This window comes from Bacillus sp. C28GYM-DRY-1, assembly GCF_030519405.1.
Lineage (GTDB): Bacteria > Bacillota > Bacilli > Bacillales > Bacillaceae > Bacillus > Bacillus spizizenii_A.
Map to the genome: position 1 here is coordinate 12220 of NZ_JAUMKF010000029.1, position 23429 is coordinate 35648.

Annotated in this window: 20 protein-coding genes and 2 pseudogenes; 4 read left to right on the plus strand and 18 right to left on the minus strand. The window is 43.9% G+C overall.

Annotation, left to right across the window (positions count from 1 at the left end; translation table 11 throughout):
* Window positions 1-7: 7 nt before the first annotated feature.
* The 6 genes and pseudogenes from Q3W56_RS19020 to mcpB form a co-directional block, all read right to left on the minus strand.
* Window positions 8-2077 carry a bifunctional aldolase/short-chain dehydrogenase gene (locus Q3W56_RS19020; RefSeq protein ID WP_302896523.1) on the minus strand — a complete coding sequence of 690 codons (2070 nt, stop codon included), beginning with the start codon at window positions 2075-2077 and terminating at the stop codon, window positions 8-10.
* 134 nt (window positions 2078-2211) lie between these two features.
* Window positions 2212-4200 carry a methyl-accepting chemotaxis protein gene (locus tag Q3W56_RS19025; protein ID WP_302896511.1) on the minus strand — a complete coding sequence of 663 codons (1989 nt, stop codon included), beginning with the start codon at window positions 4198-4200 and terminating at the stop codon, window positions 2212-2214.
* Between the two features lie 112 nt (window positions 4201-4312).
* A complete protein-coding gene (locus Q3W56_RS21215; RefSeq protein WP_483298536.1) occupies window positions 4313-5263 on the minus strand; it encodes a methyl-accepting chemotaxis protein in 951 nt (316 codons plus the stop codon).
* Window positions 5258-6301 (minus strand): annotated as a pseudogene (locus Q3W56_RS21220) (cache domain-containing protein); the annotation flags it as partial. The pseudogene Q3W56_RS21220 and the gene Q3W56_RS21215, both read right to left, overlap by 6 nt.
* Window positions 6302-6420: 119 nt before the next feature.
* On the minus strand, window positions 6421-8412 hold the full coding sequence (locus Q3W56_RS19035; RefSeq protein WP_302896513.1) for a methyl-accepting chemotaxis protein: 1992 nt from the start codon (window positions 8410-8412) through the stop codon (window positions 6421-6423).
* 176 nt (window positions 8413-8588) lie between these two features.
* Complete coding sequence (gene mcpB, locus Q3W56_RS19040) at window positions 8589-10577, minus strand: methyl-accepting chemotaxis protein McpB (RefSeq protein ID WP_302896514.1); 1989 nt, start codon at window positions 10575-10577, stop codon at window positions 8589-8591.
* 161 nt (window positions 10578-10738) lie between these two features.
* Here mcpB and Q3W56_RS19045 point away from each other — a divergent pair, with 161 nt between their 5' ends.
* A complete protein-coding gene (locus tag Q3W56_RS19045) occupies window positions 10739-11476 on the plus strand; it encodes a protein-glutamine gamma-glutamyltransferase (protein WP_302896515.1) in 738 nt (245 codons plus the stop codon).
* 13 nt (window positions 11477-11489) lie between these two features.
* On the opposite strand, the gene Q3W56_RS19050 is transcribed toward Q3W56_RS19045, so the two are convergent.
* The 6 genes from Q3W56_RS19050 to Q3W56_RS19080 all read right to left on the minus strand — a co-directional run bounded on the left by Q3W56_RS19050 (window position 11490) and on the right by Q3W56_RS19080 (window position 16652).
* A complete protein-coding gene (locus tag Q3W56_RS19050) occupies window positions 11490-11744 on the minus strand; it encodes a hypothetical protein (RefSeq protein ID WP_302896516.1) in 255 nt (84 codons plus the stop codon).
* Window positions 11745-12025: 281 nt separating this feature from the next.
* On the minus strand, window positions 12026-12424 hold the full coding sequence (locus tag Q3W56_RS19055; protein WP_302896517.1) for a secondary thiamine-phosphate synthase enzyme YjbQ: 399 nt from the start codon (window positions 12422-12424) through the stop codon (window positions 12026-12028).
* A 118-nt stretch (window positions 12425-12542) separates the two neighbouring features.
* On the minus strand, window positions 12543-14207 hold the full coding sequence (locus Q3W56_RS19065) for a glycoside hydrolase family 13 protein (protein WP_302896518.1): 1665 nt from the start codon (window positions 14205-14207) through the stop codon (window positions 12543-12545).
* Window positions 14208-14330: 123 nt separating this feature from the next.
* Window positions 14331-15623 (minus strand): hemolysin family protein, encoded by a 1293-nt coding sequence (locus tag Q3W56_RS19070; RefSeq protein WP_302896519.1) that lies wholly within the window; start codon window positions 15621-15623, stop codon window positions 14331-14333.
* A 43-nt stretch (window positions 15624-15666) separates the two neighbouring features.
* The gene (locus Q3W56_RS19075; RefSeq protein ID WP_003220791.1) at window positions 15667-16344 is read right to left on the minus strand and encodes a zinc metallopeptidase; all 678 of its coding nucleotides are present in this window, start codon (window positions 16342-16344) and stop codon (window positions 15667-15669) included.
* 44 nt (window positions 16345-16388) lie between these two features.
* Complete coding sequence (locus Q3W56_RS19080; RefSeq protein WP_019715525.1) at window positions 16389-16652, minus strand: YuzI family membrane protein; 264 nt, start codon at window positions 16650-16652, stop codon at window positions 16389-16391.
* Window positions 16653-16698: 46 nt separating this feature from the next.
* Here Q3W56_RS19080 and mstX point away from each other — a divergent pair, with 46 nt between their 5' ends.
* Window positions 16699-17031, plus strand: a complete 333-nt coding sequence (gene mstX, locus Q3W56_RS19085; RefSeq protein ID WP_014114951.1) for a biofilm formation protein MstX — start codon at window positions 16699-16701, stop codon at window positions 17029-17031.
* Complete coding sequence (locus Q3W56_RS19090) at window positions 17028-18011, plus strand: potassium channel family protein (RefSeq protein WP_302896520.1); 984 nt, start codon at window positions 17028-17030, stop codon at window positions 18009-18011. Before mstX ends, Q3W56_RS19090 begins: the two co-directional genes overlap by 4 nt.
* On the opposite strand, the gene Q3W56_RS19095 is transcribed toward Q3W56_RS19090, so the two are convergent.
* The 5 genes and pseudogenes from Q3W56_RS19095 to Q3W56_RS19115 form a co-directional block, all read right to left on the minus strand.
* Complete coding sequence (locus tag Q3W56_RS19095) at window positions 18008-18412, minus strand: YugN-like family protein (RefSeq protein ID WP_019715528.1); 405 nt, start codon at window positions 18410-18412, stop codon at window positions 18008-18010. The two genes, Q3W56_RS19090 and Q3W56_RS19095, sit on opposite strands and share 4 nt — an antisense overlap.
* Before the next feature lie 60 nt (window positions 18413-18472).
* On the minus strand, window positions 18473-18844 hold the full coding sequence (locus tag Q3W56_RS19100; protein ID WP_302896521.1) for a hypothetical protein: 372 nt from the start codon (window positions 18842-18844) through the stop codon (window positions 18473-18475).
* A 57-nt stretch (window positions 18845-18901) separates the two neighbouring features.
* Entirely contained in the window at window positions 18902-20254 is a 1353-nt protein-coding gene (locus Q3W56_RS19105; protein WP_302896522.1) for a glucose-6-phosphate isomerase, read from the minus strand.
* Between the two features lie 111 nt (window positions 20255-20365).
* Window positions 20366-21546: pseudogene (locus Q3W56_RS19110) on the minus strand (iron-containing alcohol dehydrogenase).
* A 105-nt stretch (window positions 21547-21651) separates the two neighbouring features.
* Window positions 21652-22815, minus strand: a complete 1164-nt coding sequence (locus Q3W56_RS19115) for an iron-containing alcohol dehydrogenase (RefSeq protein ID WP_019715531.1) — start codon at window positions 22813-22815, stop codon at window positions 21652-21654.
* A gap of 228 nt (window positions 22816-23043) precedes the next feature.
* Between Q3W56_RS19115 and Q3W56_RS19120 the strand changes: the two genes are divergently transcribed.
* Window positions 23044-23280 (plus strand): DUF378 domain-containing protein, encoded by a 237-nt coding sequence (locus Q3W56_RS19120; protein WP_019715532.1) that lies wholly within the window; start codon window positions 23044-23046, stop codon window positions 23278-23280.
* Window positions 23281-23344: 64 nt separating this feature from the next.
* Here the strand turns inward: Q3W56_RS19120 and Q3W56_RS19125 are convergent.
* Window positions 23345-23429 (minus strand): IS3 family transposase (locus Q3W56_RS19125; RefSeq protein WP_131121716.1); only part of this gene is annotated, 85 nt, incomplete at its 5' end.

A 23429-nucleotide genomic window follows, 5' to 3' on the forward strand; every position in this document is an offset into this window, starting at 1 on the left:
CATACTTCTAACGCGTGAAAGCAGCAGGGACGCCGCCGTCTACCGTGATCATGCAGCCTGTTGTCTTTTCGGCTTTAGAAGAAGCGAAAAATGCGATGGCTTCGGCAATATCCTGCGGATAAATATTGACGAGCAGTGCCGTTCGTTTTCGATAATGTTCCTCCAGCTGATCTGGCTCAATCCCGTATGCCGCGGCCCGTTCCTCCCGCCAGCTTGACCCCCAGATTGCCGACCCTTGAAGAACTGCATCAGGCAAAACGGAGTTGACCCGAATGCCGAATTCTCCACCCTCTGCTGCGATACATCTCGCCAAATGGGTTTCAAGCGCTTTTACCGAGCTGTAGGCAGATGCGTTTTTTCCCGCATAAACCGAATTTTTAGAACCGACAAATACCATGCTTCCGCCTCTGCTTTGCTGTTTCATTTGTTTAAACGCTTCACGGGCCACAAGGAAATAGCCTGTTCCTAATACATTCATATTAAGATTCCATTCTTTTAGACTTGTTTCGTCAAATGGGCTTGATGTGGCCAGCCCGGCATTATTGACGACGATATCAATGCCGCCGTAAGCAAGCGCCGCTTGTTCAAAGGCTGACCGGACTTCCTCTTCCTTTGTCACATCCATTTTGACAGCCATTGCCCGTCCTTCTCCGTATGCTTCGTTTATTTCCCCGGCAATTTTCTGCGCACCTTCTATATTCAGGTCAGCTGCGATCACGTGACCCCCTTCCGCTGCAAAGCGGCGGCATGCTGCACTGCCAATTCCGCCGGCTCCTCCTGTGATCAACGCTACTTTACGGGAAAATTCGGCTTCCGGCGGTGCAAGCGTGAGCTTATATAACTCTAGCGGCCAATATTCGACATGATAGGATTCATTTTCGTTTAAAGAAACAAAGCGGCCGAGAGCTGTTGACCCTTTCATGACGGCGATGGCTCTCCGGTATAAATCACCGCTCACTTTAGACATGGCATAACTTTTTCCCGTATTCACCATTCCAATGCCAGGAATCAATATCACCCGCGGGGCTGATTCAAAGATTTGATCCCCTTCCTGCTGATTGCGTGTAAAATAATCCTGATATTCTGATGCAAAACGCTCGACTCCTGATTTGATCAGATCCGCCAGCTTCTGCACATCTTGAGTTTCCGGATTCCACTCAATGTACAGCGGAACCCGCTTTGTGTGAACAAGGTGATCCGGGCATGCTGCACCGATTTGCGAAAGCGCTGGCGCTTGGACACTGTTGACAAATTCCAAGACGTCATCATGATCATCATAGGAAAGGATCATTTTCTTTTCTTCGCTTACAGCTCCTCTGATCACAGGCATGATGCCTGCCAAGATTTGTTTTCTTTGATCTTCCGGCAGGGGCTGATATCTTTTGCCGCCGAATATCTCATGCTGATTGATCCGATCGTTAATATACCGCTCAGCTTCTTGAATGATGGATATCGTTTTTTCATAACATGCTTCGGACGTCTCACCCCAAGTGACTAAGCCATGTTTCTCCATTAACACAAGCTCGGCGTGGGGATTGTTCGCTACGCCTTCAGCGATCATTTTAGACAAAGTAAATCCCGGGCGTACATATCGCACCCATACAAACCGGTTTCCGTATATGTCTTCAGCGATTTGTTTTCCATTGTCAGCGCAGCAAATGCTGATAATCGCATCGGGATGGGTATGGTCAACATGATTGTATGGCAGAAAAGCGTGTAACAGCGTTTCAATTGAAGGACGGGGATGTTTGCTGTCTATCATACAATGAGACAAGTAGTCTACCATTTCTTCGTCTGACATCTGATCCCTTTCAATCAGCGGGCGAATGTCATCTAATTTCAAACCGGTAAAGTTATGCGCTTTCATTGTTGCCAAATCTGAACCGCTTCCTTTCACCCACATGACGTCTGTTTCACGCCCTCTGAAATCCTTTTCCGTTGTTTTCATAGACGTATTCCCGCCGCCCCAGTTGCAGACAGTGCGATCTGACCCGATCAGATTGGACCTGTACACCAATTCCTCTACGCCTTTTTGCAGCTGTGCAGCATGTTCTGAATCCCATACATGTTTCACCATCATGATATTCCTCCGTCCCTTTTATTTGTATCCGTTTTCATTATATATGATCTTTGTTTATTTTTGAATTCTTTTTGTTTATTTTTGTTTTCAACAAAAAAGAAAGCGGCTAATGCCGCTTTCTCTTTCCATTATTATGATTCAATTTTAAATTTCTTCGTGATGTCCTGAAGTTCTTCCGCCATGTTTGCCAACGTTTCAGCTGAAGAGCTGATTTCTTCCATGGACGCAAGCTGTTCTTCCGCCGAAGCTGCGATGTCCTGAATGCCTGCTGAGCTTTCTTTTGACACTGCAGAAATGTCTTCAACCGCACTTGACACTTCCTGTGATCCAACTGACAGCTGTTCAACTGTCGCGTTTAGGTTTTGTAATTCACCAGAAATTTGGGTTGTCATCTCATAGATTTGTTTAAAGCTTTCCGCTGTTTGGTCAGTAATCTGCAAGCCTTCCTTCACTTCATGATTCACAGATTGGAACATCGAAAGCGAAGTGCTGATTTCTCTGACTATCTCTTGAATTAGCCCTTCAATTTCCTTGGCGGAGTCTGCTGATTGTACGGCAAGTTTTCTGACCTCTTCCGCAACTACTGAGAAGCCTCTTCCGTATTCTCCCGCTCTTGCCGCCTCAATTGCAGCATTTAATGCGAGCAGGTTGGTTTGATCAGCAATGCCGTTAATCACATTCAAGATGCTTGTGATGTCTTGCGATTTTGTTTCAAGCCCCTTCACCACCGCTTCCGCTTTTTGAACGGATTGGTCGATTGTTTTCATTTGACCGACTGTATGCTCCACGAGTTTTTCTCCGCTGCCTGCTGCCTCGGAGGACTTGATTGATGACTTCGTAATGGTTGAAGAGGCCTGGGCCACTTTTGAAATTCCATCGTTCATTTGAGAAAGATGGTTTGAGCTAGTTTCCAGTTTCTCACTTTGCGCCTCATTGCCGTCTGAGAACTGTTCAATGGCAAGTGTGATATGTTCGGTTGCCTTGCTCGTTTGGGCCGCACTTGCCGTCAACTCTTCAGAAGATGAAGCGACGTTTTCTACAGACGTTTGAATAACCCCGATCACAGAACGCAATGAGGCAGACATTTCGTTAAAGCTTTCCCCAAGCTGTCCAAACTCATTTTTTGATTGAATATCAATAACCTCTGTCAGATCTCCGCTGCTAATTTTCGCGGATGTAGAAACGAGCTTTCTTAACGGCTTGGTAATGGCACTGATAATAAAGAGAATAAGTATGCCGCCAATGACAAGTGACACGCATAGAATGATAATCGCTGTGTTCAGAACCGGGCTTGAAGCATCTTGCAATTCACTGACAAAGTACGTGCCCGCAATTTTCCAGCCTGTCAGTTTATTTGTCGTAAAGGCCATTTTCTTTTCTTTGCCTTCGAAAGTATATTCAAATGAGCCTTCTCCTTTGGAATATACTTGGTTTGTCCAGTCGCCTGATCCAGTTGTACCAGGCTTAATCGTCGGATGAGCGATATATTTCTTGCTGCCTGTTGTAATAAAGGCGTAGCCGTTTTTGCCGATTTTGATTCTCTGTGAAGCGGAAAGCACTTCATCCAGATTTAAATCAAGTGCTATAATCCCTGAACCGTCCTTTAATTGTTTTGAAATTGTGACAACCATATCCCCTGTAGCTTCATCAGTATACGGTTCTGAGAAAACTGCCTGTCCTTTTTTCGCAGCAGCTTGTTTGTACCACTCACGTCCTGTCGGATCGAAGCCTTTAGGAACGCCGCTATCCGGATATTTGTAAAGCTTCTTATCTTCTGAAGCAACATAGATTGCGCCTACATCGGCATTCAATGTAGTATACTGCTTAAATTTCTCATTCAATGAGGTTTTATTTTTTCCTTGTAATATATCTTTATCGATCGTCTCACTGTAATAACCAATTGCTTTTACTTTGTTATTCAATTTGTTTTGCAGTGTGCTGTTGAGTTCTTCAACGTTCCCCATTGCACTATTCGTAAGCTCCCTGTCCAGTGCGTTCCAAGCTGATTGATAACTAAAATATGCTAAAACCCCAACCGGCAAAATAAGCACTGCCAGAAATGCAGCAATAAGCGGTTTGCTGATCGATGGCTGTTTCATCCATTTTATAATTTTCCCCATTCTAGTTGACTCCTCCTTTACGCTAAATCTAATATCGTCAAACTAGGATAAAAGGTTTAATAAAAAAACTAAAAAAAACACCCAAGCGTATAGGCTCGGGTGTTATGGCTTACTATTCGATTTTGAATCGTTTTGTCATATCGCGAAGCTCTTCCGCCATAGACGAAAGGGTTTCTGCTGAGGAGCTGATTTCTTCCATGGAAGCAAGCTGCTCCTCGGCTGACGCCGCGATATCTTGTATATGAGCTGAGCTTTCTTTTGAAATCGATGCAATGTGCTCGGACGCTCCAGAAACTTCCTCGGAGCTGGCAGAAAGCTGCTGAACCGTCGCACTCATGTTCTGCAGTTCACCGGCGATTTGGTTCGTTATTTCAGAAATGCGTTTAAAGCTCATTTCTGTTTTATCTGTGATATCAAGGCCTGTTTGCACCTCTTGATTGACAGACTGGAACATGCCGAGAGATGTGTTGATTTCCTTCACAATTTCGATGATTAATGCTTCAATCTCTTTTGCTGAATCTGCTGATTGAACTGCCAGTTTTCTTACTTCTTCCGCTACAACGGAGAAGCCGCGGCCGTACTCGCCTGCGCGCGCCGCTTCAATTGCTGCGTTTAAGGCAAGCAGGTTCGTCTGGTCTGCGATGCCGTTAATCACACGCAAAATATTGGTGATATCTTTCGATTTCGTTTCCAAACCGCGTACGACTTGTTCTGCTTCTTTTACAGACTTGTCAATGACGTTCATTTGGCCCACGGTTTGATGAACAAGCTTGCCGCCTTCGCTTGCAATTTCTGTTGATTGAACAGATGAATCTGTGATGACTTCAGAAGCTTGAGCCATATTGGTCAATCCGTCATTCATTTGATAAATGTGCTCTGCTGCGGTTTCTATGTTTTCGTTTTGTTTTTCATTGCCATTAGAAAATTGTTCAATCGCCAATGTAATGTGCTCTGTTGCCTTGCTTGTTTGGGCAGCCGATGCGGTCAGCTCCTCAGAAGAAGCAGCAACATTGTCCACCGAATCCTGGATAGCGTGGATGAGAGAACGAAGTGACGACGCCATATTGTTAAAGCTTTTGCCGAGTTCGCCCAATTCATCCTTTGAACGGATAACAATGGTTTCAGTCAAATCTCCCTCGCTGATTCGCTTAGAGGAACCGACAAGCTGTTTCAGCGGTGTTGTAATTGACCGAATGATCAATGTCATGACAATAACACCTATGATAATAGCTGCGGCCAAGACAATTAAAGCAAGATGAAGGACAGGCTGGGCCGCCTCATGAATTTCATCTAAATACATCGTGCCGCCCATTTTCCAACCCGTTAACTTGTTTGTGTCAAAGGCCATTTTTTTCGTATCGCCGTCCATGGTGTATTGAAAATCGCCTTTATCAGCATTTAACATTTGATCGGTCCAGTGGCCTTTCAATTCAGTTCCTGAGGTTTCAGTAGGATGGGCGACAACCTTTTTGTCCTTCGTCATGATAAATGCGTAGCCTTGTTTGCCGATGTTGACTTTTTTAATTGTTTTCAGCAAATCTTCAATCGTCATATTGATTGCGATAACGCCTGAACCATCTTTTGTCTGTTGAGCGATTGTCACAACCATTGTGTTCGTAGAGGCTGTTTTATACGGGTCTGTAACCACGACTTTCCCTTTATTCGCAACCGCTTTTTTGTACCAGTCGCGTTCGGCCGGGTTATAATCGCTCGGCATCTGAAGATCCGGGTAACGGGTAAAGCGCCCGTTTTTGTCACTTGTGTAAATGGATTCTACATCTTTGTTTATGCTGATATATTGTGAGAATTTCTCTTTAATACTTGCATTGCTTTTTGCATTATACCTCTCTTTTGTCAGCCATTCGCTGAAGTAAGCGGCGCTGTTTTCTTTTTCACCGATGCTGGTGTTAATGATTTCGTTTAATTGCTGTACATTTTCTAGTGCACTCCCCATCATCTGTCTGTCGAGCGAGCTGCTTGCCGATTGATACGCAATGGCAGCTAATATGACAACCGGTATGATGAGGATCGACAGAAAGGAAACGAGAAGCTTCCGTGTAATAGATCTTTGTTTTATCAGTTGGAGTATTTTTTTCATCATTCATTTCTCCTTTTTTATGCTACCCTTCATATCGGCAGGAAATGGGTAAATATATACAGTAAAAAAGAAGAAATTTAACGAAAGTAACTAACTCCTCATAAATAAATAGTTATTAAGACCTATTCTTTGTCCACTTTAAATCGTTTTGTCAGATCCCGGAGTTCTTCAGACATTCTTTCAAGCGTCTGTGCCGATGAACTGATTTCCTCCATGGATGCCAGCTGTTGCTCGGCTGAAGCGGCGATATCTTGGATGCCGTCCGAACTTTTCTTAGAAATGGCTGTGATATCATTTGAAGCAGCGGAAATTTCTTGAGCTCCCGCTGACAGCTCCTCGACTGTCGCATTCATGTTTTGCAGTTCGGAAGCAATTTGATTGGTCATGTGAGATATATGTTTGAAGCTTTGTTTTGTTTCACCTGTTATGACAAGCCCTGTTTCAACTTCTTTGTTTACGGACTGAAGCACGTTCAATGATGTGTGAATTTCTTTCACAATTTCGCTGATCAGTGATTCAATTTCCTTTGCCGAGTCAGCTGATTGCACCGCGAGTTTTCTCACTTCCTCAGCGACGACGGAGAAGCCCCGTCCGTTTTCTCCCGCTCTGGCTGCTTCGATAGCGGCATTTAAAGCCAGAAGATTGGTTTGGTCTGCAATGCCGTTGATGACACGCAAAATATTCGTGATATCCTTTGATTTGATTTCCAGCCCCATCACCACTTTTTCCGCTTCTTTTACTGAATGGTCAATCGCTTTCATTTGGCCGGCTGTTTTCTGTACGAGTGTCTCACCCTCGCTTGATACTTCTATGGCATCTGCAGATGTTTCTGTAATCACTGCGGCAGCCCGCGCCAGTTCAGCCAATCCGTCGTTCATTTCATTAATTTGCTCGGTTGTTGTCTCAATCTTGTCGCTTTGGCTTTCGGTGCCGTTTGAAAATTGCTCGATGGCCATCGTAATATGCTCAGTGGCTCTGCTTGTCTGGTCAGCGGATGCAGTCAATTCTTCTGATGATGAAGCAACGTGGTCTACTGAATCTTTGATGCCGTGAATGAGTGAGCGAAGCGAGTGGGCCATATGATTAAAGCTCTTGCTCAGAACGCCGAGTTCATCTTTTGAATTGATTTCAATCGTTTCGGTTAGATCGCCTTCACTGATTTTTTCAGCTGATGCGACAATTCGTCTCAATGGCTTTGTGATCGACCGGATTACAAAATAAATTGCCGTAATGCCAGCTGCGATGGCAATCGCCAGAACGATTGAAGCCATGGTTAGAACTTTGCTTGCAGCCTCACGGATCTCGTCCGTATACATCGTACCGCTGATTTTCCAGCCTGTTGTTTCGCTTGTGGCAAATGCCATTTTCTTCTCTTTGCCTTGGTGCGTGTATTCAAAGTCGCCGCTTTTATTTTTGTAGAGCTTATCAACCCAATCTTCTTTTAACTCTGTTCCCGCTTTTTCTCCGGAGTACGCAATGACTTTTTTATTTGGGCTTAAGATAAAAGCATAGCCTTCTTTACCGATATTGATTCCTTTCGTGGTTGCGACCAGGTTATCAATTTTCAAATCTATGGCGACAACGCCTGAACCATCCTCCGTCTGGCGGGCAATGGTGACGACCATTTTTCCTGTTGAAATAGATTCATAAGGCTCAGTGACGATGGTTTTGCCTTTATTGGCCATTGCTTCTTTGTACCAATCTCGTTCTAAAGCATTAAAATCACTCGGCATGTCTGCGTATGGATACCGTGTGAAATCCCCGTCTTTACTGCTGGAAAATACTGCAGCGACATTGTCATTCATTTGGATAAATTGTTTAAATTCCTTTTTCATCTCTGTTTTCTTTTTATCCTTAAATTTATCTGCTGTAGCCCATTCAGTGAAAAACGCCAGGCTTTTTTCAGTCGTGCTGATTTTATCATCAATGATATGATCTAATATGTGGACATTTTCCTTTGCGCTTTGTGTCATCTGTATATCAAGGGAGGCAACTGCTGAATGATAAGCGCTTACCGAGAGGACGGTAATGGGAACAATTAAGATCAGCATGAAAGAAATAATAAGTCTCCTGGCAATTGATGACTTGCGAATAGTGGTGAGTGTTTTTTTCATTTCATATTGAACCTTCTTTCAATAATTTACAAATTATATCGGCAGTTCTTCCTTTATATTACATTGCAAATAAAGAAAAAAATGAAAAATAGTTCTAACATCATTTTGTTTACTAGGTCTTTGGGATTATTTCCTCCACGAAAAAACAGCGCCTTGATAAGCGCTGTTTTCTGCTTTTATTCGATTTTGAATTGTTTCGTCAGATCACGAAGCTCTTCTGCCATCTGCGCAAGAGTGGTCGCTGATGAACTGATTTCTTCCATAGAGGCGAGCTGCTCCTCGGCTGATGCGGCAATGTCTTGGATGCTTGCCGAACTTTCTTTTGACACATCGGCAATGCCGCTGACGGCTGCTGAAACATGCTGTGAACGTCCTGACAGCTGGTTGACGGTGGAATTCATCGTCTGCAATTTGCCCGCGATCTCGTTTGTCATATTGAAAATGCTTTGGAAGCTTTCTTTTGTATTGTCTGTGACAACAAGTCCAGACTGTACTTCCTGATTGACCTCTCTAAACATGTGAAGAGAGGTTTCGATTTCTGCTACAATTTCTTGAATTAGCTTTTCGATTTCTTTTGCTGAATCGGCTGATTGAACAGCCAGTTTGCGCACTTCCTCCGCAACGACCGAGAAGCCGCGTCCAGATTCTCCGGCACGCGCAGCTTCAATGGCTGCGTTTAATGCCAGCAGGTTTGTTTGGTCAGCGATGCCGTTGATGACTCTCAAAATGCTTGTAATGTCTTTTGATTTTCCTTCTAAGCCTTTAACTACAGCTTCAGCCTGCTGAACCGATTGATTAATCGAGTTCATTTGTCCGACTGTCTGCTGGACAAACTTTTCACCCGTTTCGGCGATTTCCGTTGATTGGATAGAAGCCCTTGTAATGTCTGATGATGTTTGTGAAACTTGCTGGAGCCCTTCATTCATTAAGTTTAGCTGATGAGAGCTGGATTCAACCTTTTCGCTTTGCTCCTCGTTTCCGTTTGAGAACTGCTCAATCGCCATCGTGATATGCTCGGTGGCTTTACTTGTTTGTCCGGCAGATGCGGTAAGCTGTTCGGACGATGCGGCCACATTGTTTACCGAATCTTGAATAGCGCTGATCAGTGAGCGGAGAGATTGTCCCATTTCATTGAAGCTTTCCCCAAGCTCTCCAAGCTCATCTTTTGAACGGATTTCGATCGTTTCTGTCAGATCCCCACTGCTGATCATTTTTGATGATTGAACGAGACGTTTTAACGGTTTTGTAATCGATCGAACGATAAACAGAATTAAAAACCCGCCTGCCACAATGGAAGCAATCAGCACGATCATGCCTGTTATGAGCACAGACTTTGAAGCATCCCTGATTTCATCCATATACATTGTGCCAGCTATTTTCCACCCAGTCAGTTCATTTGTTGTAAAGGCCATCTTTTTATCTTCGTTACCCAGAGTATATTGGAGTTCACCGCTGTTATCGGCATACATTTCGTCGACCCAGTCTCCTGACAGCTTTTCTCCAGCCTTATGGTCCTGATGGGCGACATAGGTTTTGTTTTTCGTTGCAATGAAAACATAGCCTTCTTTTCCGACCTTGATTTGTTTCATCTGCTCTAACAATTTATCAATAGTGATATCCATGGCGACAACGCCAGATCCGTCCTTCAACTTCTGGGCAATGGTAATAACCATGCTTCCGTCACTGGCTGCCACGTAAGGATCTGTCACGACAATGTCACCACCTGCCTTCATCGCATCTTGGTACCAAGGTCGTTGTCTCGGATCGTATCCATCCGGCAATTGTTCTTTTGGCGCTTGTATGTAGGTGCCGTTTTGTGCGCCTCCATAAATTCTGGCTACCCCTTGATTGATAGATACGTATTGTGAAAATTTGGCCTTGAGCTCTTCTTGATTAGTCTTTCCTTTGAATGCTGAGCTTTTAAGAGATTCACTGAAAAAGGTGACCGCTGTCACTTTTGCTCCCAGATCATTTGTAACGGTTGTATTAAATGTATCGACACTGCTTTTCGCATTTCCCATAATTTCCTGATCCAGCTTTCCGCTGGCGCTTCGATAAGAACTAACTTCCAATATAAGAATAGGGATAATAAGAATCGCAATAAATGAGACGATTAATTTTCTTGAGATAGACGGTTTCTTCAGCCAATTGATAAAAGTCTTCATGTCCAGTTTCTCCTTCAGGTTTGATACCGTATATATCGGCTCTGCTTAAAAAAGTTTTAAAACAAAAAATGGAAGAAGTTCTTCTTCGGCTGTCTTCTGTCTTTTTAGCTTTCATTGCCCAAGCCCTTTGCATATCTTATAAAAAACAAGGGGGGCTAAAGATGATTATTGTATCCGGACAATTGCTCCGTCCCCAAGATATTGAGAACTGGAAGATTGATAAGAATCTGAATCCGCTGTTAAAAGAGATGATTGAGACGCCCGTTCAGTTTGATTATCATTCAATTGCTGAACTGATGTTTGAGCTGAACCTGCGGATGAATATCGTGGCAGCGGCAAAAACGCTGCACAAAAGCGGGGCGAAGTTTGCCACTTTTTCAAAGACATACGGGAATACAGCGTATTGGAGGGTTTCACCGGAAGGCGCCTTGGAGCTGAAATACAGAATGCCGCCTTCAAAAGCGATTCGGGATATTGCTGAAAACGGCCCGTTTTACGCGTTTGAATGTGCGACCGCAATTGTCATCATTTATTACTTGGCCTTGATCGATACAATCGGGGAGGGAAAATTTGATGCCACTTTTGACAGAATTATTTTATATGACTGGCACTATGAGAAATTGCCAATCTATACGGAAACAGGACATCACTTTTTTCTCGGAGATTGTTTGTATTTTAAAAACCCTGAATTTGATCCGCAAAAAGCGCAGTGGAGAGGCGAAAATGTGATTTTACTGGGAGAAGATAAATATTTTGCCCATGGTCTTGGAATCTTAAGCGGACAGCAAATTATTGATAAGCTGAATTCGTTTAGAAGAAAAGGAGCCGTACAGAAAGCCTACCTTCTGTCTCAAGCGACCAGAATGGATGTTCCGTCTCTTTACCGCATCGTCCGCTAAAAAACCCCATCGCCTATTTCCGGGGCGATGGGGTTTCAAATGCTTTTCGTTTTCGATAAAAAGGGGCTGTGCCGAAAAACTGGTTCGCAGCCCACTCCATTTTTTCAAGGTCATGTCTTGTCACAATTGGATCTAGGCTGCTCCATTTGATAAAGCGGACAAAATAGTAGCCCTTGATAGGAACCATTATAACTTTTGAGTGAGGCCAGCCTTCAAATACAAACTCAATTTTCCCTCTTTTTTTATAAGAATATTGAAGAATGTTCATCATCTGTCACCTCTGTTGATCAAGTTACGTTCGGCAAAGTTCGGCTAACAGCGTTTTCATATCAGCGGGCCCGTTCAGCATTCCGATAACTTGCCCATCCCAGGAGACATGTATGCGGAATCTTCTTCTTTGGCTGCGTGTTTTCTCATCGGAGTTGTTAACGTGTTTTGCAATGGATAAGAAAGCGCGTTTGTCTCCTCAGTCTGCTGCTCTTTCTGATTGACTATACTCCTTGCAGGCTTACCCCATACTTCATTTGCCCCTTTATGAAAACCCTCCTGTTACCCCATGATTTTGATGTAACAAGCCCGTGTACGCGGGCCGTCAAATTCACAGAAATAAATGCCTTGCCATGTTCCAAGAATCAGCCGGCCGTTTTCGATAATGACATGCTGTGAAGCTCCCACCGTACTCGACTTCATGTGCGCAGCTGTATTGCCCTCCATGTGGCGGTCCAGCTCGTGTTCCCACGGATACACCTCATCAAATCTTCTGAGCATATCTCTTTTGACATCCGGATCGGCATTTTCATTAATTGTAATGCCCGCTGTCGTATGAGGACAGTAAATCAGCGCTGCGCCGCTCGTTACACCTGTTTCTCGAAGAAACGCTTCCACCTCGCTGGTGATTTCAATCATTTCATCTCGTTTGTTCGTTTTGATTTGCAGTGTTTTCAGCATTTGTTTCTCCTTTCATTTGTCCGCTCTTTTTGCTAATTCGTTCTGTGTTTTTATTTTCCTGTTAAACCGCTCACATAAACCTGATAAAAAATAAAAAACTCCAGTCTCTGGCTGGAGTTTAGCTCCATAGATATATTCTTGCTTCATACGGCTTTAACAGTACTGATGTCATGTGCTTATGCGGCTTTGTTTCCACATTTGACAATAGGAGTGCGTCTGATGACAATGGCAATCCGGGGTGCTTAAATAAGGCCGGCGCTCCTGTCAGATTGGCTGCAATCAGTGCAGTATGGCTATCGTTTTTCCGAAGATAAGCAAAGATTTGCTGATCTTCCGGTAAAATGAGTGTATATGTCCCATTGATCAAAACATCGTATGTTTGGCGCAGCTTGATCAGGCTCTTGTAAAAGTGGTATACAGATGTTTTATCGTTTTTTTGCGCCTCGGCGTTCAGCCATTTGTAATTCTCATTGATTCCGATCCACGGTTCGGCCTCAGAAAATCCGGCGTATGGATTAGCATTCCATTGCATCGGCGTCCGTGAATTGTCCCTTCCCTTTTTCCAGACAATCTTCATCACGTCCTCGTGAGTTGCGCCCTTCGCTGTTTCTATTTCATACAGGCGTTTCATTGCGACATCATCATAGTCCTCAATAGACGGAAATGCCACGTTTGTCATGCCGAGTTCCTGACCCTGATAAATAAACGGTGTGCCTTTCAAGAGAAAATAAACAGCGGCAAGCGCTTTTGCACTTTCCTTCAGGTACACACCGTCGTCTCCCCACACAGAAACAGAACGGGGCTGGTCGTGATTTTCCATAAACAAAGCATTCCAGCCGATCCCTTCAAGACTGTCCTGCCAGTCAGTTAGAATTCGCTTGAAGGAAGCGATATTAATGCTTTCATTGATCTCTACATCCCACAGACCGAGATGCTCAAATTGAAAAATCATGTTGAAGATGCCGTTTTTTTCTCCAGCCCAATCTGCCGCTTCCTTTGCAGCGACACCGTTTGCCTCACCGACTGTCATAATCGGATAGCGGGTAAATGTGTTTTCTTTCAGCTCTCTTAGGAAATCCATTATGCCGTCAGCATTCATATGATAGGGGAAGGAGGGAACGCAATCCAGCCCTTTTGGATTTGGGATATCGGGAAGGCCTTCTTTTTTCTTTATATGCGTAATGGCATCCACCCGAAATCCGTCAATTCCTTTATCAAGCCACCAATTCATTATGTCGTAAACGGCATTTCTCACCTTTTCATTCTCCCAATTCAAATCAGGCTGTTTTTTATCAAAAAGGTGGAGATAATACTGACTGGTCTCTTGATCATACTGCCATGCCGGCCCGCCGAAAATGCTTTCCCAATTGTTCGGCGCTTTTCCATTTTTGCCGTCCTTCCAAATATACCAGTCACGCTTTGCGGAGTGTATGGATGAACGGGATTCAATAAACCATGGATGTTCGTCGCTTGTATGGTTTACGACAAGATCCATAATCAGCTTCATGCCCAGTTCATGAATGTCATCAAGCAGCTGGTCGAAATCCTTCATGGTGCCGAAATCGCTTAATATGTTTTGATAATCCTTGATATCATAGCCGTTATCAGCATTAGGCGAATCATACAGCGGGCAAATCCAGATGACGTCAGCGCCCAGCTCTTTTATGTAATCAAGCTTGGATCTGATTCCTTGAATATCCCCGATTCCATCCCCATTTGAATCTTTAAAACTGCGGGGATAAATTTGGTAGACAACCGATTCCTTCCACCAAGCCTTATTCATACAGCCACTCCCTTCTAAGTGTCCGTCTATATATCTTATGTGGAAAAAAGGCTTTACAGCATTGCTTTTTCCGAAAACCGCCAGCCGTCATAAAAAAACAGCCGTTCAATCTCCGGCTGCTTTTTATAAAAAATCGGTTTTTTTAATTTCTACAAAACGGATGTGATGATCTTCGGCGTCGAGGATTTTAAATTCACACCCCTCGGCGTGAATCACATCTCCTGCTTCCAGCTCCATTTTTTGCGTCAGGAGCCAGCCTGCAATCGTATCAATTTCTTCGTTTTCAATCGCAATGTCGAACAGATCGTTTACTTCGTCTATTAACGCTTTTCCATCCATCACATAATGATGCTCGCCTTTTTTCAAAATATGCGGCGTTTCATCCTGATCATATTCATCGCGGATTTCCCCGACGATTTCCTCGATAATATCCTCGACAGTGACAAGCCCCGCTGTCCCCCCGTATTCATCTACGAGAATGGCCATGTGAATTCTCTCCTTCTGCATGCGAATCAAAAGCTGCTGAACAGGGATGCTTTCAATGACTCTGATGACGGGCCTCATAATCTGCTTCAGCTTAATCGGCTGTCCGAGAAAATAAGCTTTAAACATATCTTTGCTGTTGATGATCCCTAAAATATGATCCTTGTCTTCTTTAATGACAGGGTAACGTGTATACCGTTCATTAATGATGTGATGAATCGCTTCTTCTAGCGACTGCTCCAGAGAGATGACCGCAATTTCTGTCCGCGGAATCATAATCTCTCTTGCTACACGGTTGTCGAATTCAAAAATCTTATTCACATAGCGGAACTCAGACTGATTGATTTCTCCCTTTTCATAGCTTTCTGAGAGGATCAGCCTCAGTTCCTCCTCGCTTATGACAACCTCATGCTCCTTCACTGAATGAAAGCCAAACAATTTCACAAGAAAACTTGCAGAGCCGTTCAATGCTTTAATAAACGGATACGTGATTTTATAAAACCAGATCAGCGGCTTTGCAATCCATAAACTGACAGCTTCAGCCTTTTGAATGGAAACCGTTTTCGGAGCAAGCTCACCCATTACCACATGCAAAAAAGTGACGATGATAAATGCAAATACAAATGTGACAATGTGGTTAAACGGTTCCGGTATACCTGCCGCTGTAAATAAGGGATGAAGAACGCGTTCAAATGTAGGCTCACCAAGCCATCCAAGGCCGAGGGCTGTAATTGTAATCCCGAGCTGGCAGGCTGATAAATACTCGTCAAGATTGGAGATGATTTTATGTGCGGCAAGCGCCCGGCTGTCCCCGCTTTCGATGAGCTGATTGATTTTTGAACCTCTGATTTTGACGATTGCAAATTCCGCTGCAACGAAAACAGCCGTAATGCCAATCAAAATAAAAATGGCGATCAATTGTAATATAAGCAAAAAAAACCCTTACCATAAATGGTAAGGGGCCACCTCCTTAACGTTAATTCTCATTACGACCGTTTAAGAAGATCATCACAAAGCGAAGAAGTTCAAACAGGGAAACCAGGGCGGCGGCCACATACGTTAAGGCGGCGGCGCTCAGCACTTTATTTACCCCATTCTCTTCATTATTCCTGATGAATCCTTCTGACACAATAATTTGCTTCGCGCGTGAACTTGCATTGAATTCGACAGGCAGTGTAATCAGCTGGAAAAAGACAGCAGCTGAAAATAAAATGATGCCAAGCCCGATCAAATTCAGGCTGCCGAGAAGCATGCCCCCTAAGAAAAGCATAGGAGCTACACCGGATGCAAAATTCACGACTGGGAAGATTTTATGTCTCAGCACAAGCGCACCATATGACTCCTGATGCTGCAAGGCATGTCCGACTTCATGGGAAGCTACGGAGATGGCGGAAATTGAGCGGCCATAATAAACCGGCTCAGATAAACGCACCACCCGTCTTGTCGGGTCGTAATGGTCTGTTAAAGTGCCTCTTACCGGTTCGACCGGCACGTCGTAAAGACCGTTTATATCTAAAATCCGTCTTGCCGTTTCTGCCCCTGTACGTCCGCTTGAGGCTTCCACTTTTGAATATTTTTCAAAGTTGCTCTTCACTTTAAATTGTGCCCAAAACGACAATCCCAATGCGGCTATTGTTAAAAATATAAACAGCATTTTTCATCATCCTTTTTCCATAATCAAATCTCTCTTTATTACAATTATTTTAATGAGTTTTCTTTCTCGTGTACAGAAAAGCGCTTTTTTTTCCTGCTCGGTGCACACATTCCAATCAGCAGAAAGAGTAATCCTGCTGAAAACAAATAAAAGGCAAAGCTGCCGACAAGCTCTTTTAGAAAACGAAGCCAGGAGAAGCTGCCGGAAAAGTGATTATATGAATTCAAATCGAAAATAAACAAAATCACCGCGGATGCCGCCAGCTGCGTACCAATCAAAACCACGATCGTTCTTTGTATGACCGTCATCTATTTTCATCCTTTTTGTTTTAGTTTATGGAGAAATCCGTTTAATATGTTTTGTTCATTTTTTGAAAAACATCACCGTAAGTGGGACATACTGTTAGAAAAAAGCACGGGTGTGATGGAAGCCATGAAAGTGACGAGTGAGGAAAAGGAACAGCTGAGCACAGCAATCGACCGAATGAATGAAGGTCTGGACGCATTTATTCAGCTTTATAATGAATCGGAAATCGATGAGCCTCTTATTCAGCTTGATGATGATACCGCCGATTTAATGAAGCAGGCGCGAGATATGTACGGCCAGGAGAAGCTAAACGAGAAATTAAATACGATTATTAAACAGATTTTATCCATCTCATTATCTGAAGAAGGAGAAAAAGAATGAAATCAAATCGGATATTTATTTCATGGCTCAAGTGGCCGTTATTTATCCGAATCGGGGTTATTATTTTATTTCTGATTCTTTTGTTTGGACAAATTATTTATATTCTTGAGCCGAAGCAGTTCACTTCGGTTTTTGAGGGCATTTGGTGGGCTGTCGTTACCGTTTCGACAGTCGGCTATGGAGATTATGTGCCGCACACGCCGCTGGGACAGGTGGCGGGGATACTGCTGATTTTGAGCGGAGCAAGCTTTGTCACTGCATATTTCGCCACATTATCAGCGGCCGCATTCAGCAGGCAGCACCGCTACATCGAAGGAAAAGTCGCTTACAAAGGGCGCGGCCACATCATTCTGATCGGGTGGAATGAAAAAACAAATCGGCTGCTGAAGGACCTGCAGCTTACGGCTCCTTCCAAAACGGTTGTACTGATTGATGAATCTTTAAAAGAAGGCCCGCTTATTGAAAACGTCCATTTCATACGCGGACACGCTGCCGAAGATGAGACACTCAAACGGGCCAATATTACTGAAGCGGAATCAGTGATGATTACAGCCGATCAGTATAAAAGTGAAGCTGAAGCAGATATGCTGTCAGTGCTGATTCTTTTATCAGTTAAAGGGCTTAACCCCCTTGCTTATTGCATCGTCGAGATTTTGACTGACCGGTTTGTCACAAATGCGGAGCGGGCAGGCGCTAATCAAATTATCGGTACTTCAGAATTTATCAGCCGGGCGATGCTTCAGCATTACCAAATCAAAGTACGGCCGTCTAAGCAGAACGAAATCAAACTGACTCTTGATCAGCAAGTGAAGCTTCTTCCTGTTCCTGACGATCTAAGGGGAGCCGCTTACAAAACGTGTATCCTCTATTTTCTTGATCACAACACGACTATTATCGGCGTACAAAAAGAGGAAGGGCCCATGCTTTCCCCTCCTCTCACATACAAAGTGCTCGAAACAGATTATTTCCTTGTGGTCTAATGCAGCAGTACATCCTCCAATTCTTTCACAAGGGAGGCGCCGATGTCCAAATACGCTGGATCAATTTCCGCGTCTCGCCTTTCCGGCTCGGAAAATTGATTAAAGAGTGATTGGAAAGGACCTCCCTCGGCATCATCGTCAAGACCTGCCTGGAACACCTGCCTCAGCATAAACGGCGTTCCGATCCGGACGGCCGCACCGCGTTCATCGAGACTGCCTTTTACCGCATTGACTGGAATCCTTAAAAACAAATAGCCATTTGTATCATCAATTTTATAATCAAAGAAGCCGTGATCGTATTCCCAGCCGCCGTTTATCACATAACCGAGCGGCTTCATTATTTGTTCCAATTCTTGAAGCAGAAAAGACTGCCCATCTATCGCGGAAGGTATTGTAATCATCAAAAATGCCCCTTTTTCACTTATCCTGTCCTGCCGAACAAGACTTCATTCAGAGACGCACTACATGGAAATCGTTGTTTCTTTCGTACGGCTAACAGAAAAGAAAGCGCATTCAATTAATAGGTAAACAGCCATTGCCGCCGCAAGCCCTGCAGCAGATTCCCACGAAACATAAACAACTGCGGCATAGAGCCCTAATTTAGTGAAAAGCGCATGAGATCGTTTTAACTGCATCATCCGGTGTACCGCATCGGTAAAAAGCGCAAGCGGCAAAGCAATAAGAAGAAAGGCGTGGATGAAAAAGTGTGATAACGTGCTGCCAAAGCTTGAAGAAAACTCTGTATACACGGCATCAAAGGAGATGAGGATACTTAGAATAGCCGCAGAAAAACTGGCAATGATGAGATGTTTAGCCATTTGTTTCATGAACATCAGCACCTTTCTATTTTATAAAAAGCCGACCGGCAAATGCCAGTCAGCTTTCTCACATTAATCTTCCAGACGTTTTTCAAGCTCTGCTTTTTTCTCTTCAAAGCCAGGTTTGCCAAGCAATGCAAACATATTGACTTTATATGCCTCTACTCCAGGCTGGTCAAACGGATTGACGCCCAGAAGATAGCCGCTCATCGCGCAGGCTTTTTCGAAGAAGTATACAAGGTATCCAAAAGTATATGCATTCAGCTCAGGAATGTTGACGATTAAGTTCGGAACATTTCCGTCCGTATGTGCAAGCATCGTGCCCTGGAAAGCTTTCTTGTTAACGAAATCTACTGTTTTTCCAGCTAAATAGTTTAAGCCGTCAAGATCGTTGTCCGCTTCTTCGATTGTCAGTTCATGTTTAGGTTTCTCTACATTCAGTACCGTTTCGAATAAATCTCTTCGGCCTTCTTGTACATACTGGCCTAATGAATGAAGGTCTGTTGAATAGTTAGCTGAAGAAGGATAAATGCCCTTCTCATCTTTCCCTTCACTTTCTCCGAACAGCTGCTTCCACCATTCTGCGAAGTATTGAAGCGCCGGTTCGTAGTTGATTAGCATTTCAATTGTTTTGCCCTTATTATAAAGCACATTGCGAACGACCGCATATTGGTATGCAGGGTTTTCTTCTAATTCCGATGTGGCAAAATCTCTGCTCGCATCCAGTGCGCCTTTCATCATCTCGTCAATGTTGACGCCGCTTACAGCGATCGGCAAGAGGCCTACAGCTGTTAATACAGAATAACGGCCGCCAACGTCATCAGGGATGACAAATGATTCGAAGCCTTCTTCGTTAGATAGCGTTTTTAATGCGCCGCGCTCTTTATCAGTTGTTGCGTAAATCCGCGCTTTCGCTTCTTCTTTGCCGTATTTCTCTTCAAGAAGCTTGCGGAAAATGCGGAAAGCGATTGCAGGTTCAGTTGTCGTGCCTGATTTAGAAATCACATTAATAGAGAAGTCAACATCTTCAAGAAGATCCATGACATCTCTCATATAAGATGAGCTGATGTTATTTCCGATGAAAATAACTTGCGGATTGCCGCGTTTTGCTTTTGGCAAAGTATTATAAAACGCGTGATTAAGCGCTTCAATCGCAGCCCGCGCCCCAAGGTAAGAACCGCCGATGCCGACAACAAGCAATACATCAGAATCAGATTTGATTTTTTCCGCGCTTTTTTTAATGCGCGCGAATTCTTCTTTATCATAATGTTCAGGGAGGTCCACCCAGCCTAGAAAATCGCTGCCAGCGCCTGTTTTTTCATGAATATTATGGTGTGCTGTTTTTACAAAGTCCCGCAGGTATGTAAGTTCATGTTCGTTGAAGAAAGTCAACGCTTTTGAGTAGTCAAAGCGTACATGCGTCATTGCTTGTCCCTCCATAACGGTATAATGTTTTCATCTTTCACTTTATATGAACTTATCTGTGAAATCAAGTCAGGAAAAAAGGGCGGAATGACTGGGTTCCGCCCTCTGGGTTTATAGAGACGCGCGAAGGATGGCAAGCACGTCATCTTTGTTCAGTTTTTGGAAGTTGCCGAAGCCGCCGTGTTCCATTTCTTTGGCTGCGATATCAGCAATCAGCTCTAGCTTTTCTTCTCCTATATTATAATCGGCAAGTCGGGAAGGCGCGCCGAAGCTTGTCCAGAATGCAGCCAGCTTATCGATGCGTTCAAGCGCAATTTCTTTATCTGTTTTGCCTTCAGTATCAATGTCAAACATGTTTATCATGAGGTTTTTAAAGCGGCAACATTTGTATCAAGCGTGTGTCTCATCCAGTTCGGGAACAGAATCGCAAGTCCGCCCGCATGCGGATTATCATAAACAGCTGATACGGCATGCTCCATAGTGTAAGAAGCCCAGTCGCCGAAGTAGCCCATTTGAAGCGTGCCATTCAGAGCGATTGTGCCTGCATATAAAATCGTTTCAAGATGTTTGTAATTTCCCAGATCCTTCAATAGTTTTGGAGCTGTTTCAATTACCGTCTGCAGAACAGCAAAGCACATTCTGTCTTGCAGCGGCGTATTTTCGACATTATGGAAGTACTGTTCAAATACGTGGCTCATGCAACCATGCCGTATACTGTTTGATTTTCTGGGACAGTGAACGTGTTTTCAGGATCTAAAATCGAAAAGCGCGGATGAAAGCGCGGATGAGTCACATTGCTGCCCCATACATATTTCTCGTTTGTTTCCCAATTTGTAATCACGGAATCAGGGTTCATTTCTGAGCCTGTCGCAGCAAGAGTTAAAACAGTACCGAACGGCAGCGCATCTTCTGCTGTTACTTTTTGCTGAAAATATCCCAAGCGTCGCCGTCGTATTTAACGCCGGCAGCAATTGCTTTTGTGCAGTCAATGACACTTCCGCCGCCGACAGCAAGATGAAAATTAATGTCATGCTCTCTGCACAGGGCTATGCCTTTTTCCACTGTTGCAAGACGCGGGTTCGGCTCTACACCTGACAGTTCATGAACTACAGCGCTTTCATCTTTTAAAATGCCTGTAACTTGATCATAGAGACCGTTGCGCTTAATGCTGCCGCCGCCGTAAACAAGCAGCACCTTCTTGCCGTATTGTTTTATTCTTTTCTTAAATGTTCAATTCAATCTGACCTTTCGAAGATCAGCTTCGTCGGGTTGTAATAAGTGAAATTTTCCATAGTAGAACCTTTCAAATGATGTTGCTGGCAAAAAACAGATTTCCCATTGTAACATAAGCAGACAAAAAGAAAAAGGGAAGCAGCCAACGGCTGTTTCCCCTTTTTTTATAGAGATGCTTTCAAAATGGCAAGCACATCTTCTTTATTGAGTGATTTAAATTGGCCGAATGTACCGTTAGCCATAGCCTTTTCAGCAATGGTATCAAGCTGCTCATCATTGATATCATAATCAGCAAGACGGTTAGGAGCGCCAAGGCTTGTCCAGAACGCAGACAGCTTATCAATACCTTCAAGTGCGATTTCCTCATCTGTTTTACCAGCTTCTTCTACTCCAAACACGCGAACTGCAAGCTGTTTCATGCGGGCAGGGTTTTCAGACAATGTGTGTCTCATCCAGTTCGGGAACAGAATCGCCAGTCCGCCGGCATGAGGAATATCATAAACGGCTGATACTGCATGTTCAATATTATGAGTTGCCCAATCTCCTCTTGCACCCATAGAAAGCATGCCGTTTAATGCAATTGTTCCTGTGTACAGGATCGTCTCACGCAATTCGTAATTTTCGAGATCATCGATCAGCTTAGGCGCTGTTTCAATGACTGTGCGCAGAAGTGACTCGCACATACGATCCTGATACGGCGTGTTTGATACATGATGGAAGTATTGTTCGAATACGTGGCTCATCATGTCAACCATACCGTAGATCGTGTGATTTTTAGGAACGGTGAATGTATTTACCGGATCAAGAATCGAGAATTTAGGGAATACAAGCGGGCTGCCCCAGCCGTATTTTTCTTTTGTTTCCCAATTTGTAATAACCGAGCCTGAGTTCATTTCAGAACCAGTTGCCGCGAGAGTCAATACAGTTCCGAATGGCAAAGCATCCTTAGGCTGATGTTTTTTCGTGACGATATCCCACGCATCACCATCATACTTCGCTCCTGCGGCAATCGCTTTTGTACAGTCGATGACACTTCCACCGCCGACAGCGAGCAAGAAATCAATGTTATGTTCTTTGCAGATGGCAACACCTTTATTAACAGTCGACACACGCGGATTCGGTTCTACACCTGCTAATTCATGTGTGGTCACTCCGGCTTTATTTAGCTGTTCAATCACTTGATCATACAGGCCGCTGCGTTTAATGCTTCCGCCTCCGTAGACAAGCAATACGTTTTTCCCATATGATTTGAGTTCCTCCGGCAGTCTCTCCACTTCTCCGCGCCCGAAAATTAATTTGGTCGGATTCCAGTACGTAAAGTTTTGCATGACATCTCCTCCTTAGATTTTTATTATGCAGAATGTCCTCACTACATGTAAAGCAATCAGCTCTCACAGGCCAACATATCGCTTGGTTTTATATGGATAGACGCTGGGAAAGAAACAGATACAGGTGGGGCAAACCAGTTTCCCTCAATATGGAGAATGCATGTATAGATTCTCCAATATGTCACAATCTATAACTGTTTTAATAATTCATGAAGGAGGTTGCAAAACATGAGCACCATTCAAAGAATTTGTCTTGCTTTAACGATTATTGGCGCTATTAACTGGGGACTGATCGGATTTTTCCAATTTGACTTAGTAGCGGCCATCTTCGGCGGCCAAGGGTCAGCTCTTTCCCGCATCATCTACGGACTTGTCGGAATCGCCGGATTAATCAACCTCGGTCTGCTGTTTAAACCAAACGAGGAAAGATCCCGTGAAGAGGCAGCAAATCCTGAAATGCGATAGGATAAAAAGAGCACCGGACATTCGGGACTGACCCCCGTTTTTGAGACAGGGATCAAAACACCTTTTAAACAGCCAATTGTCGATAGTTTATCGGTGATTGGTTGTTTAGTTTCGTTTGAATACGAATATTGTTATAATAATGAATGTAT

Coding starts and splice junctions, on each gene's coding strand:
- mcpB (WP_302896514.1), bottom strand. CDS start 10,577: ATGAAGACTTTTATCAATTGGCTGAAGAAACCGTCTATCTCAAGAAAA.
- Q3W56_RS19020 (WP_302896523.1), bottom strand. CDS start 2,077: ATGGTGAAACATGTATGGGATTCAGAACATGCTGCACAGCTGCAAAAA.
- Q3W56_RS19050 (WP_302896516.1), bottom strand. CDS start 11,744: ATGAACATTCTTCAATATTCTTATAAAAAAAGAGGGAAAATTGAGTTT.
- Q3W56_RS19065 (WP_302896518.1), bottom strand. CDS start 14,207: ATGAATAAGGCTTGGTGGAAGGAATCGGTTGTCTACCAAATTTATCCC.
- Q3W56_RS19080 (WP_019715525.1), bottom strand. CDS start 16,652: ATGACGGTCATACAAAGAACGATCGTGGTTTTGATTGGTACGCAGCTG.
- Q3W56_RS21215 (WP_483298536.1), bottom strand. CDS start 5,263: ATGGCGTCGTCACTTCGTTCTCTCATCCACGCTATCCAGGATTCGGTG.
- Q3W56_RS19075 (WP_003220791.1), bottom strand. CDS start 16,344: ATGCTGTTTATATTTTTAACAATAGCCGCATTGGGATTGTCGTTTTGG.
- Q3W56_RS19035 (WP_302896513.1), bottom strand. CDS start 8,412: ATGAAAAAAACACTCACCACTATTCGCAAGTCATCAATTGCCAGGAGA.
- Q3W56_RS19025 (WP_302896511.1), bottom strand. CDS start 4,200: ATGGGGAAAATTATAAAATGGATGAAACAGCCATCGATCAGCAAACCG.
- Q3W56_RS19055 (WP_302896517.1), bottom strand. CDS start 12,424: ATGCTGAAAACACTGCAAATCAAAACGAACAAACGAGATGAAATGATT.
- Q3W56_RS19115 (WP_019715531.1), bottom strand. CDS start 22,815: ATGCAAAACTTTACGTACTGGAATCCGACCAAATTAATTTTCGGGCGC.
- Q3W56_RS19100 (WP_302896521.1), bottom strand. CDS start 18,844: ATGTTCATGAAACAAATGGCTAAACATCTCATCATTGCCAGTTTTTCT.
- Q3W56_RS19105 (WP_302896522.1), bottom strand. CDS start 20,254: ATGACGCATGTACGCTTTGACTACTCAAAAGCGTTGACTTTCTTCAAC.
- Q3W56_RS19090 (WP_302896520.1), top strand. CDS start 17,028: ATGAAATCAAATCGGATATTTATTTCATGGCTCAAGTGGCCGTTATTT.
- Q3W56_RS19120 (WP_019715532.1), top strand. CDS start 23,044: ATGAGCACCATTCAAAGAATTTGTCTTGCTTTAACGATTATTGGCGCT.
- Q3W56_RS19095 (WP_019715528.1), bottom strand. CDS start 18,412: ATGATTACAATACCTTCCGCGATAGATGGGCAGTCTTTTCTGCTTCAA.
- Q3W56_RS19045 (WP_302896515.1), top strand. CDS start 10,739: ATGATTATTGTATCCGGACAATTGCTCCGTCCCCAAGATATTGAGAAC.
- mstX (WP_014114951.1), top strand. CDS start 16,699: ATGTTTTGTTCATTTTTTGAAAAACATCACCGTAAGTGGGACATACTG.